We start from the raw sequence: 12,768 nt of genomic DNA, 5'->3' as shown, positions 1-12,768 counted from the left end.
GGGGCGCACAGCAAGGATTGGCGACGAGATAAATTATAAGACTCGATGATTCACATCAAAAAAAAGGAGCGTTACGATGTCCTCCAAAATGCGCGCTGGAACCTCCTCAACCCAACTCGATATTCGCCCCAGGTTTCCAGAAAAAATTGAATACATCATTGGCCCCCAGGCTGCTCTGGACGCCATGCATCAGGCCTTAGAAAGTATTCGACACTTTCGTTCCGATCGATTGTTCGTTTTTAAAACGTTAATCGGTCCGCTGGTTCCAGAAGCGATTCGAACCCGACTGGAAAAGCTCCATCTGGATGAGGTCTCAATTTCCTATGAGTCGTTGATCACTTCGCTCGGCAACTTGTTCAATGTTTTTTTCTGGTTGAATTTGGAACAGGATAGTGACAAAATCAAAGCGCATTATCGTTTTATCGTGTTGCCCTTTCTTGAGTTGAAATTGAGAAAGAAGATTGAACAGTTGGAGCAGCAACGGCCCTTTGGCTGGCGAATCGCTCGGAAATTTTATCAGCGGAATCTCAACGCTATTGTCCCTTTAGTGGATAACCTGATCAATCTGGTGGCGCTGGCCTGGACGTTTTGTCCTGCCATCGGCGAACCTGAAGCAGAAACTGGTTTTTTCAATCGGTTTGTGTTCACGAGCAATGGCGGTTTCATCGATTTGGGGCATTTTTTTAATTGCTCGATCGTCAGTTATCTTTATGATACAGAACAAGCCGATCGCCGCGCCGAGGCAACTGAAATCGCGCAGCGGAAGCTGCGAACTAAACGGTGGTTAGTGACCATGCGAGAGCGGAATTACCTCAGGCTTTTGACCAATTTGCTGTGGGGATATGCCACCAGCGCCGATACCATCGAGGATCGTGCCTCAGACAAATTGGGCATTCAATTGGGAAAGCAGATCAGAAATCTGAAAGACAATGCCAAGTTGATCGATTATTTCATGACACTGTATCCTAAGTTGGTCCGTTCGTCTCTCCGAATCTTTGGCAAGCAAACCTGGCTTCAGAAGAAGCTGGAAGTGTTATGGTTATTGGTTCAAAATCTATTCTATACCGTCCACCAAAGCACCACCATGGATATTGAACAATACATGAAAGATTTTTTTGAGGAATATGACGCCATCGATCCGAACGACCGCTCCATAGTGCCAGAAGGGTTGTTCCAAAGTGTAGTGGATTTTTATACAGAAAAATACTTTGGGAGCGATTGGAACAATTATACATGTCCCGATTGGCAAGTGGTAATCCCCCAAGATTTATGGGAGCAGGTCGTCAAAGGCAGACCTAAGTTTGGACCGCGCCTACTGCCAATCAAGATTCAATTGAGGGCGACCGGGGAGCGTGTGGATCCATATTGAGGTGGTGCAAAGAAATGGCATTTGGATACCTGAAGTAATGAAGTATTCATCCACGTTTTCTTGGCAGATGATGATCAATTAGCCCGACCTCAGAAATGATTGATCTCGCAAGGCAGCGGCTTTTTCTTGGGCCATGGAGCTAAATACATTGGTCCAGAGATAGATAAATCATCAAAATGTGGCTTAGCATCATCCGAAAGGTTCAAATCATTTCATGAGCTTTTTCGATTCTTTACTCAACGATCTGATAGATGCGTATACCAAATTCAAAACCAGTGGCGAGCGGCCTCCGTTCATTGCTGCCATGAAGACTAGCCTGGACCAGTTGTTCGATTCCCTGAGGCAATCGCAAGATCCTGATCTAATTCTCACTCAGCTCAAGGTTGCATTAATAAAATCCCAGGCTCAAGCAAGTCACATCTATCCTGCTGTCTGGAAGGTACTTGAGGAGAGTGCGACATTAGATTGGAATCACGTGGTCAAACTGGTGACTGAATTAGCCGAAGAGCTCAGCCCAAACGCGTTTCAAACCTTATTGGAGGTTTGGTTAAAAGGCAAGGTTGACCTGAATAGCTTGATTCGCGAGATAGCTCGACGTTGCCTGGGCGGGTCGGGAGCCATCCGAGAAAGCTTGACCAAACTCTGGGGGCCAATACTCACAGCAGCCCTGAAATGGTGCGGACCGGAACGATTGGCTGATGCCCTGAGCGACCTTCTGCTCAGCACCGAGCCCTCGCTGCATCAGCGCTGGGAACTGAACGAGTTGAACCTCCTCCCCAAATCTGCAAACAATCCGATATTACACAAAGTTCTGGCCCGACCAGAGTTTCAATTATCGTTCGGTCAGTTGTTAAGCGGCCTCGGTCTGGAGTATTTGATTCAAAAAGCTGCCCTGGACGATCAGGTCTCTTGTTCGGATCGCTCTGCACAATCCGCTGGAAATCTATTCACCTCTATCTTACAAACCATAAAAGAAGCCAGCTTTCAAACTCCTGGCAGGTTAGATGCAACTTCCGTGCTTCGGGTCTTTATGGAGTTGATTCGACAGGCACAAGCCGACGAAGCCGTAGAATGGGAATTGATGAAAATGGCCCGCTTCGCACCGATTGGGATTTTTTTGATCATCGCTGCCATGCTCTATTGCGCCATCACGAATCCGCTGCCCTGGTGGCGTTTGCTATTTAATGAAATTGAAGCTGATCCTAATTTCAGCGTGAAACGGCTTCCACCGCCAGGGCCAGATGGACCAAAATATCTGATCTTCAGCGATATCCATCGCGATGCCCGCTCAGACCAGCGCGAACCGTTGGAGTTTGGCTCCTTCGATCATTTTTCTTGCAATCAACAGCTCTATTGTGAACTGCTGGATTTTGCTTTGGAGAACGGGTATACAGTCCTTGAGGTGGGCGATTGCGATGAGCTATGGTATTATCGAGATTTCAGCCGCGGACCTAAACAAAAGCTCGAGGAAATTTTAGACACGCATCAGCCTGTTTATCAGCGGCTGGCAAAATTGCACCGTTTGGGGCGTTATTTCCGACTCTATGGCAATCACGACGCCGCGATCCGCAATCCCGAGGTGTTTGCGGTGCTTAAAGATTACTTCGAGGCGATTCCAGGATCTGAGCCGTTTCAAGTCTACGACTTTGCGATCATTGAAGGCATCAAGACGATGGACGAGTCCATCCTCAATTTCGGTTTAGACGCGGAACCATATAGATCAAAAGCTCCGATGCTCGTGGCGCATGGTCATCAATGGGACTTTTGGAACTGCGACGAAAATCACATCATCGGCAAGCTCATCGTCAGCGCCATTGCTACCCCACTGGATTTTCTGGATGACCCATTTATCGACGCCGGTGGGATCGCCTATGCTGGAACTCCGGTCATCGATTTTTCGGAATTGCTGTCGCATGCGTTGGTGTTCAGCAGTTTCCCTGCCCATTTGCCAGCTCGAAAACTGGCTCATCGAATCCAGCATCTTGAAGATCATGAGCGTTGTACTGATGATGATGTCTTTTTTCTGGAAACGCTGGCAGCGTTGACAGGTGCCACTATCGCCATTCGAAAGACGGTCGATGGCAATGAAGCTCAACGCAACAATCTCATCTGCCTGGGCCATACCCATTCGCCCAAAAGTCAACCATTCTATAATTTGAAAAAGTTGATCCCCATGCTCCGACCCTGGCTCAATAAGCTGGAAGATGAAATCGCTCAACAAACCCGAGGGATCATCAAACCAGATCTGTCATTGATCAAAAGCCGATACTTTAACTCTGGTACTGCTGGCTGGATGGAGGGGGTGATCTGGGCGATCCAAATCGATGAAACAGGTCAAGCACGGCTGGTCTATTGGACCCGGGATACGAGGCCCGAGCGACCTCAGACGATGGACTGGGAGCTTCCCACCATGCCAGCACAGCTCCGAGAAAAGCTGGAAGCAAAAAAAGGGCGATTGCTCAATACCCTCGAGGAGCTGTCAACTTACATCGATCCATTAATCGACTCTGCTGTGTCCAGCATCATTCGATCAGTGGCTGCCCCATTTGAAAAACTATTAGAGCTATTCGGACACACAGCTCCAGCCAATGTGCAGCTTGACCCATCTGATTCAATCACCGGGCCGCTATGCCATGTCTTGTTCTCGATGCTCAGCGCTCAACAGCCGCAAACCCATACCATCCGAATTAACCTGCCTGAATCATTGCGACAGCCGCTGATACAAGCATATCAATCCGTCAGCTCATTCTCGGAGCTTTCGGAAGAGCAGAAGATACGATTAGCATGCGCTTGGGTCTTGGCCAGTCAGAGTATCCCTTGTCTGCTGGTGAGCCGCAATCGCTTTCGCACGCAAGCGATCAGCAGAGATGACCAGTTGAGCAGCTCTTTATCCGCGTTGGCATTGGTGCTTGTGCTGCCAGGTGAATCCAACCCCGCACTGCCCATTCAATCCCGAGTTCGTTTGGAGGGCTCCAAGCTGACCATTGAAATTGATACACGGCCGCTAACCCTGAAACGCGGCAGAACTATTCTCCCAAGAGTCCCTTTAAGCGATGTCATTTGTTACCCATTCGTGCAATTGCTCTGGAAAAACATCGTCCGCATGCCAGATAGTATCATTTAATAAATCAGACTGAATATGCTCCCGCAAAAATAATATTCATAGAAATCTTATTACAAAATTTTTTCGGATATCAAATTTGCAACCCGATTATTCCAAACACGGTGGCTGCACATGCCGGGGCATCTTCATCGACCATTTCGGTTGAATTTCAATTTGTTGGGAGAACAAATCATCATTGACATCTTCCCGAAATTGGGTTCAAAAATTTTCAAAAAACTATTATCGGATCGAAGGCTCAAAATTGCCTGCTTTCCCTGGTGTGAGCTGAAGATGATATGGAAATACCTTTTGGACAGTCTCGATTCGGAACGGTATTTGAATATAATCGTTCTTCAACCATAATGGCACCTGGTCGGCAAACTGGTCGCTCCCCAACCAACCATCCTGACCGCCCAATAGCACAAAATAGTTTTCATCTAAATCCCGCATCATGGCAATGAAACGAGAATTGGCGCCGTAAAAAGTATCGTGGCGCTGATTGGTGATCGCGTGCGCCGTTTTCATCGCCGAATTGTAGCTCCCATCCGTTGGATAATTGCCGTAACGGAATCGAGCTCCGATCAGTGGAATGCGCCCCAAAATATGGCTCACCTCCAACCGATGCATTTCGCCCCAATTATCAAATCTTCCTGCGTCGGGGTTCGCCTTCTCGAGCGCCTGCGATAATGTGTTTTTCAACAATGCGTCGTTCTCCATCTTCAGATCATGGAGCAAAAAGCTATTAGCATGTTCGGAACCGAGTAAAGCTTCCGCAAAATCTGCATCGTATTTTTGCCCGTAATAGATTCGAATCAAGTGATAAAGCAGCATCTGAAAAACCACTGGACCTTTGGAATCCCGATGATAGTACCCATCCCACTGACGAAGCTGATCGACAAATTCCTTATTGTTCGCCTCAATCAGTTCGAGGCGATCCATTTTTTCGATTAGCAGATCGCGCAATCTGATCGCAGAAGGCACATAGACATCTTGCTGAATCTGCTTAATCGCATCGAGATCAACTTTGGAGCACTGTCGCAGCAGCTCGCTGAGCCGCTCCACCCGATCGTTCGCTGAAAAGAAATAACCCAATGCGGGATCATGAACAAAGGGTCGATTATTAGCCGAGACGAGGAAACCCTGGGGAGGATCGTATGCGAATGGTAGCTCCAACGTGCCCAGTAGCCCATTCCATTGATGTCGCGGATTTTTTGGGTTCAAAAGAAAGTCATCAGGTTGCAATTGCTGGCGCCTGGGGATCTTTACCGCTGGAACCATGCCAATATGACCCTGGACATCCGCGTATAAAAAATTTTGTCCTGACACGCCGTAGCTTTCGAACGCCTGCCGAAATTCAGTCCAATTAGTCGCCCGATTTAGGCGGTAAAAAGCCGTATATTCATCAGTGGCCTGATGTCCCACCCATCTCATCGCAAATGGCTTTTCGATATTTTTAAAGAAAGGAGCATCGGATATGACAGGACCCAAAGATGAGGTGCGAACGAATACCTCTTTGTCGCGCCACCATCGGACCTTGATCTTCTCGGTGCGGATCTTGAGTTGGGAAATCATCTCATCTGACAATTCATAAAGATCGCTGCTGGCACTGCGCATATTGGTACCGCCCCAGGCGATATTTGGATTGCGACCGACCAGAACCATAGGTATCCCAGGAAGCATAAAGCCGATGACATGGAATGACGGGCAACGATAGCCGGCAATCAGCCAAAAATTCGGCAATTGCAATCCCAGATGCGGATCGGTCGCCAAGATTGCATGGCCATCCGCAGATCGCTCTGCGGAGATCACCATGGCATTGCTTCCTGATTTAATCGCTGATGGGATAAAACTGAGCTCAGGCCGAAAGCTGGGCGTGGATTGAAAGCCCTGATCTAAGAATCGTTGCCAGATTTCTGGCCAATATGGCTTTTCGCGAAATTTGAGCCATTGGAACCAGTTGAACCAGTTCACATCCGCTGACGCCAGGCGGCCCAGCTTAATCACATCCACGAGCGCCCATGGCTCGATATCGATGCCCAGCAATGCAAGTTCCGAAGGCCTATCCCCCATCTGCTCTTGATAAAAATTAATCCCATTCACATAATTCTGTAACCAATCTCTGGTTTCCTCGGGTAGAACTTGGATAATGCTGTCAGCGTTACCCCCCAGGTTAATAATCCGAATCGCATGATCGATATCAGTCGCCAGGGGTCCAGCGCTTTCAGCCAATCGACCTTCCACGACACGGCGCAAAAGCGTCATTTGCGCCAGCCGCAGATGCGCATGCACCATGCCCAACAAAAACGCGCAATCCGCATCGTTTCTGGCATCGATAAAAGGGATCAAGTGATTGTCCCAATAAATGACAGCGCTGTCCTTCAATGGCAATTGGGAAATTGGGAAAACTTGTAATCGTTGGGCAAAGTGAACTTTTTTCGGCCTCGCAGTTATCAAGGTCATGCATGAACCGAACAATATGATGATCAAAACTCCAATCATCAAATAAAATTTTATCTTCATGTCCATCATCCATCCTTTTATCCTAATCTCTATCTTCACAACGAATCAATTTAACGATTGCCCCGATATTCCGTTCCTGAAAACAATTTTTGCTCTTGGGTCGATCAAGATATTTAGTGGCTAATTAATGCCTGAACGAAAACAATTAAAGAAGCAAAAGCGTCAGTCCGAACGAAGTGAGGAATCTGGTTACTTTGGAGTGATTTCATTTAAAGATTTCTACCTGTCAACTGGCTATTAGCGTCTCTTTATAAAATTTTGTTCTCAGAGACCGTTGAACCGGTCAGTAATTCCTGTTAATTTGTCATGAATGCCCGAATTCATTCGGGCATTCATGATAAACTCGCATCCCTTTCAATAGCAGCTTTAATGGTTTTAACATTTTTTGAGCTCAAGTAGTCGGAAAAATCTAACAGGGCAGTGCGCGTGGAGTGCAGCATCAAAAAATGTTCAGCAAGGCGGAAAGATTGTCCTTAAAATTAATTTTGTAATATTGAAAAAGATTGGAAAAGATGATGAGATCATGCAGAGGTAAAGGTGTGCCATTTGAAGTCGCTACACAGCGGTTTGCGGAATCAAATTGGGAAATGATCTTGATTATGACCTTTGAGGGGCACAATCGCAAGAGAATCTAAGATATTCAGTAGCTCCCGATTGTCCCCTTTTCAAAGAATAAATCTCAATTAACAACATTATGCTTAGATTTCATCGATTAAATCGACTTCAGCCCATCGGCCCGAAGCCTCGACGCGCACCGTTTTAATTTCGAGCGGACGAAAAGCCAAATTGATTTGCACTTCTGGCTGAGTTAACTTTATCGTTGTGTGCGAAGCGATTCCAGCGCTCTCTTGTAAGCGGAGGATCAACGCGTTGCCATCCCAGCTCTTTTTACAAGCCAATAGAGAGACATGATCGGGTGAAAGGGACAACAGTGTTTGCGCTGTAACGCCAGAAGCTACTTCATGATCTGGCAAAAGCGGACAAATCGGCAGATGCGCCAAGGCGAACGGGGGACCATTGAGCCAAGCGGCCAGGCCTGGCAGCGACCGCCGAACCGCTTCCGGCGAACCCACTGTCACTAACAACCGCACCTCATGCACTCCCTGATCCATAAATTTACGCGCGGGATAAGGGTCCAAATGGAATCCTCGCTCATGGCAATAGGCAGCGCTACGCAACACCGACAGTCGTAGCTCGCCATCTTTGAAATCCAGCCCATGCTGGCCGCTATTCACCACTCCCAATGCTGTGTCCTGACCACTTTCGATCATCAACCAGCGGCCATGGACGTGCTCCTCGCCATCCGCCGGACGGGAAATGATGCCGCCAGGCACCTCGCCAATCAGTTTATCCGATTTGAATACCGTCGGAATTGATAATTTCAACCGCCGGCGTTCCTCGTTCCAATGAATCCGTAATCGATACTCGATAACCGGGAAATCTGCATAAGCGATGGTGTTCATGACGACGCGGCTATGGTTGAATGTGAGCACCGATTGATAGATCGTGCGGATCGGTCCTGTTTCAACGATCCGAAAGCTACCTGGCTCAAGCTCGAATCGGCCGATCACATGGCGGTACGCCCAACAATCTGTGCCCCAGGAATCACCTGTATCTTCGACCACCAATGGTTGCATGAGAGGGCCTGCCAAACAATTTTTGCTATCAGAGCCATTTAATTCTTTAATCAAACCCGAGGTTGCATCAATTTGGAACTTCAGCATTGGGATTGCGCTGCTGGTGGGTGGCTCGCCCTCCACGGGCAGCAGGTAAAAATGGGTCGCCCCCACGCCAGGCAAATCGGCCATAAAACTCACTTTGCGTCGCCAACCGTTGAATGGTAGCAGCGCCTCGGGCTGCTCTTCCTGGCAAGGCAGCTCGGTCTCATTCAAATTGAACAGCTTGAGATGCCATACACCACTCCATTTCGGCCGATGGGAGAGCATGCATTCCACCTCGATGGGAACATGGGTGAGGCCTGGATTGGTGTTCATGATTGTGAGGGGAATAATCGGTTGAGTGGTTAAGTGAGTTGATTGAGTTAAGTTGGTTGAGCAAGTTTGATGGTTGAGTGAAGGGGTGCTCAACACGGTTGACTTCGGTGACCCATTGTTAAAAGTGATTGCTGCTCCCAATCGTAAACGGCGGGCTGTTTCTGCAACTCGGCCGTACCAATCCAGCGCATCCCGTTCGGCTGGCTCAGTGCAGGAGCCAGGCAGAATGTCGTGGAAGTCATTAAACAGATGATCCTGCCAGGCTGCCATCAATTCTGATTGAGGATATTCCTGTCCATAAAGCCACCAGGTCGCTGCCCGAAGCGTTTCGGCTTGAACCAGTCGATGCAAACTTTTCTGTGCCCCTCGTTTGATCCGAGATAGAGAGGTGTAGCAGCCTGTGAAAATTCGCTGCAGATCACCCTCCACCAAGGGTGCGTTTTGAGCCGGATCTCTGACTGCCTCGTAAAATCGCTCGGGTGTGCTGTGGATGACCTCGACCCGCTTTTCACTGGCCTGAAATTGTTTGATTTTTTCCAGATCCGCTCGCGTGGCGCCGCCGCCGTGATCTCCGATGCCCCAGAAAACGGGCACATCGCGGTTGAGTTTCAGCGCCAACTCCACTCCTTCGATGAGGCGTTGTTCAAGATTATCATATTCGGTATGATAAAGCCCCACTGCGATGCGATAGCCGAGAATCTCCGAACCATCGACGCCGCGCCAGCGATACAAATCCGATGGCAATTCCAGCTCCGAGCTTTGAGGCCTGAGATGAATATACATTTTATAGCCTGCTTGTTTCAAAAGCTGCGGCAGACCCCCACTATGCCCGAACGAATCGAAATTATAAGCCACAATCGGCTGCACGCCGAAATGTTCTTTGAAAAACCTTCGGCCTTCGGCGATATGCCGAATAATCGATTCGGTGCCAGGCAGATTGACATCGGGCTGCAAATACCAGCCGCCGCTGATGCACCAGCGTCCAACTTTGACCAGCTTTTGGATCTCAGCAAATAGGTCAGGATCATATTTCAAAATCCATTGATAAAGAACCGCTTCGTTGTGATTGAAAATAAAATCGGGATATTCGTGCAGCAATTCCACGGCGGCTCTGAAAGTCGAAATCGTCTCCGCACAGCCCTCTTCCCAGCGCCATTGCCAGACGGGATCGAGGTGGGCGTTGCAGATGAGGTGAATTCGGGGATGGGTCATGAGATCTTCCTTCGTTGAATGATCAAATGAACGTCATCTAAATAATTCTCAAAAATCAAATTCCAAATAACAAAGAAAGCTCGTTACTCAAATTGTCAAATTCAACACTTCTTGATTAGCAGCAATCCAACTGTTTTAAGGGGCAATTAAAATTCATTATTTTATATGAAGCGTGAAAAATGTGATTGTCATTCGCCGACTGGCGGGTAACGGTTGTATCAAATATACTTTTTATTTTTTTAAATATTCATTGAATTGATCTTCATCAATTCCTGCCTGGCGCAGCATCTCAAAGAAAAGCCACTTTGGAATGTCTTTTTTATGTTGGTGGGAAATTCGGACGCGCAGGATGGCACCATTCGGCAGGATTTTTCTCCAGGTCTCATGTTTTTGAGAACGGACTTTTTCAAACTCCAATTTCTTAAGCACTTTTCTGAATTGATCAAATGTATAAATAGCCATAGCGGATCTCGATGATGCTTTTTAATTCCCATTTGTTTTTACAGGCAGCGATCGCACGAATATAAGGATAATGGTGGGCACGATTGGGACTATTCAGATAAAGGGATAGCTCCGCTAAATACTCTTGAGCATAATCCTGCATTGCTTCTAATATATCATTCAAGGTCGCTTCTTCGGATTCCATTTCCGTGACCAGGTCTAATTCTGGACAGAAGGCGCAATAATTACCATTATCCTGCGCCAGCAGAACTGTCAATTTCTTCTCGCTAATCGCAATTTTTGGTATGGACTTGGGTCCAACTGTATATGTATTCATCATCGCGTATGCCTTTCCGATGAATAGACTTGCTTCTTAAAACTATATAATAAAATATATCAAACAAACCTGACAAAATCAAGAACAAATATGATGATTATTTAATCCGCCAGGGTAGAAAACGACCAAACGGATTTTAAGGATTAAAAATCTTAACGCTTTCATAGAGAAAAAAATATTTTAAAAATCATCCGTGGCTTCATCTATCCTTTGGGCGCAATCTGATGGAGTGTCACAATCCAGCGGATTTGATGGATTAAAATCCTTACGGCTTAACTCCATTGATCCGATCATAAATCGCAAAAGAATATGGTATCGGTCCATGGATTAACTCGGTTGTGGTCACTTTAAAATCGGATAGGGAAAATTCAGGGAAAAACGGATCGCCCTGGAATTCTTGGAGGATTGTGGTCAAATAAATTCGCTGGGCCAGCGGCAAGGCCAATTGAAAAATCTGCTCGCCGCCGATGATGAAGGCCTCGGTTTCATTGGGGGGACAGTTTTTTAACGCGGCTTCCAAACTATTGACGACAACACAGCCCGGGGCGGAATAGTTTTGCTGCCGAGTGATGACGATATTGGTGCGTCCTGGCAGTGGTTTGCCGATGGATTCGTAGGTCTTTCGGCCCATGATGATGGTATGTCCCCAGGTGATCTGTTTGAAACGTTGCTGTTCGTCGGGGATGTGCCAGGGAATCCTCCCCTGGTAGCCAATTACGCGATTAAGCGACATAGCAGCGATGATAGAGATGATCATAGCATTTTATTATTGGGCTGTTCACCAAATTAAATTATAGCGGTTCGATACTCTTTTGGGATAACCTTATCCCCTCTTTCCAAGCCAGCAACAGCCCCACCAAAAACACCGGGAAAAAATTGATAGCATGGACGACGATGGCATAACTCAAACCAATAGCGCGAGGCACATGAAATAACTCCAATGACACCTGGCACAGCCAGTGGTAGGTGCCGACATACCCTGGCGAAGAGGGGACGACCACGCTGATCGTGGTGATCACCAACAGCACCAATCCAGCGAGCGGCGTTAAACCATAATCCGCTATCAAATTGAACGTATAGAAATTTAAATAAAGCACGCCCCAATAGCAGGACCAAATAAGAAGCGATAGAACGAAAATCAGCACATAATCCGATTTTCTTATCATCGGTTGCAAGCCATCCAGGAACGAGCGGCTCAGTTGCTCAATTTTTTCGGTAAACTTTTGGGGGAATGGATTAAGCACGCGGTGAATAAATCTCATCGTCGCAGGAGTGTAAACTTTCATCATCACCAGGAATACCGTTAGCGCGATCGCAAATGCGAACATGATATAGCCGCTCTTTTTCACCCAATTGGGAAATGGATAAATAACCAGCGTGAGGGCCATGAGAAAAACCAGGGTTAGCACATCGATAATCCGCTCGACCACAATGGTCGCCAGCGCTGAAGAAACGGGCAATTTTCTTTTGCGTCCGACCAAATAGGCTCGAACCAGTTCGCCAAGATGAGCAGGAAGCACATCATTGGCCGCATATCCGATGAGCAAGGCGGAAAATAGAGGGCTAACAGAGATGTTTTGTATTGGTCGCAACAGAATCCGCCAGCGAACGGCGCGCAACCAGTGGCTGAGGAACAGTATCACCAGCGATGGTAGCAGCAGCCAGTAATTTGCCAGGAGAAAAGCGCGTTTCATCTGCTGGAAATCCAATTGCCGAAATGCCAAAAATAAAAACACGAGACTAATCAATAATCCCAACACAATTTTCAGTTTGTTCTTTAGCCCTTTCATAC

8 protein-coding genes are annotated in these 12,768 nt (G+C 47.3%); 2 read left to right on the top strand and 6 right to left on the bottom strand.

Annotated features, from left to right (window positions below; all coding sequences use genetic code 11):
* Positions 1-76 precede the first annotated feature (76 nt).
* Both ONB37_14140 and ONB37_14135 read left to right on the top strand, forming a co-directional pair.
* A complete protein-coding gene (locus tag ONB37_14140; GenBank protein ID MDZ7401298.1) occupies positions 77-1,369 on the top strand; it encodes a hypothetical protein in 1,293 nt (430 codons plus the stop codon).
* 214 nt (positions 1,370-1,583) lie between these two features.
* Complete coding sequence (locus ONB37_14135; GenBank protein ID MDZ7401297.1) at positions 1,584-4,493, top strand: hypothetical protein; 2,910 nt, start codon at positions 1,584-1,586, stop codon at positions 4,491-4,493.
* 219 nt (positions 4,494-4,712) lie between these two features.
* Here the strand turns inward: ONB37_14135 and ONB37_14130 are convergent, their stop codons facing one another.
* The 6 genes from ONB37_14130 to ONB37_14105 form a co-directional block, all read right to left on the bottom strand.
* Entirely contained in the window at positions 4,713-6,992 is a 2,280-nt protein-coding gene (locus tag ONB37_14130; protein ID MDZ7401296.1) for a penicillin acylase family protein, read from the bottom strand.
* Positions 6,993-7,690: 698 nt separating this feature from the next.
* The gene (locus ONB37_14125) at positions 7,691-10,198 is read right to left on the bottom strand and encodes a hypothetical protein (protein ID MDZ7401295.1); all 2,508 of its coding nucleotides are present in this window, start codon (positions 10,196-10,198) and stop codon (positions 7,691-7,693) included.
* Positions 10,199-10,429: 231 nt separating this feature from the next.
* Positions 10,430-10,660 (bottom strand): type II toxin-antitoxin system HicA family toxin, encoded by a 231-nt coding sequence (locus tag ONB37_14120; GenBank protein ID MDZ7401294.1) that lies wholly within the window; start codon positions 10,658-10,660, stop codon positions 10,430-10,432.
* Positions 10,641-10,979: a hypothetical protein gene (locus ONB37_14115; GenBank protein ID MDZ7401293.1), complete on the bottom strand. Its 339-nt coding sequence runs from the start codon at positions 10,977-10,979 to the stop codon at positions 10,641-10,643. Before ONB37_14115 ends, ONB37_14120 begins: the two co-directional genes overlap by 20 nt.
* A 262-nt stretch (positions 10,980-11,241) precedes the next feature.
* Positions 11,242-11,733, bottom strand: coding sequence for a dihydrofolate reductase (locus tag ONB37_14110; protein MDZ7401292.1), 492 nt, complete (start codon positions 11,731-11,733; stop codon positions 11,242-11,244).
* Positions 11,734-11,767: 34 nt separating this feature from the next.
* A complete protein-coding gene (locus tag ONB37_14105) occupies positions 11,768-12,766 on the bottom strand; it encodes a flippase-like domain-containing protein (protein ID MDZ7401291.1) in 999 nt (332 codons plus the stop codon).
* Positions 12,767-12,768 lie beyond the last annotated feature (2 nt).

The sequence above is a fragment of the candidate division KSB1 bacterium genome (assembly GCA_034506395.1).
Lineage (GTDB): Bacteria > Zhuqueibacterota > Zhuqueibacteria > Thermofontimicrobiales > Thermofontimicrobiaceae > Thermofontimicrobium.
This window is presented reverse-complemented; position numbering and strand designations above follow the sequence as displayed.

What these genes read in the sequence shown, in the direction of transcription:
- ONB37_14125 (MDZ7401295.1), bottom strand. Translation starts at nt 10,198, where the DNA reads ATGACCCATCCCCGAATTCACCTCATCTGCAACGCCCACCTCGATCCC.
- ONB37_14130 (MDZ7401296.1), bottom strand. Translation starts at nt 6,992, where the DNA reads ATGAAGATAAAATTTTATTTGATGATTGGAGTTTTGATCATCATATTG.
- ONB37_14115 (MDZ7401293.1), bottom strand. Translation starts at nt 10,979, where the DNA reads ATGATGAATACATATACAGTTGGACCCAAGTCCATACCAAAAATTGCG.
- ONB37_14135 (MDZ7401297.1), top strand. Translation starts at nt 1,584, where the DNA reads ATGAGCTTTTTCGATTCTTTACTCAACGATCTGATAGATGCGTATACC.
- ONB37_14110 (MDZ7401292.1), bottom strand. Translation starts at nt 11,733, where the DNA reads ATGATCATCTCTATCATCGCTGCTATGTCGCTTAATCGCGTAATTGGC.
- ONB37_14140 (MDZ7401298.1), top strand. Translation starts at nt 77, where the DNA reads ATGTCCTCCAAAATGCGCGCTGGAACCTCCTCAACCCAACTCGATATT.
- ONB37_14105 (MDZ7401291.1), bottom strand. Translation starts at nt 12,766, where the DNA reads ATGAAAGGGCTAAAGAACAAACTGAAAATTGTGTTGGGATTATTGATT.
- ONB37_14120 (MDZ7401294.1), bottom strand. Translation starts at nt 10,660, where the DNA reads ATGGCTATTTATACATTTGATCAATTCAGAAAAGTGCTTAAGAAATTG.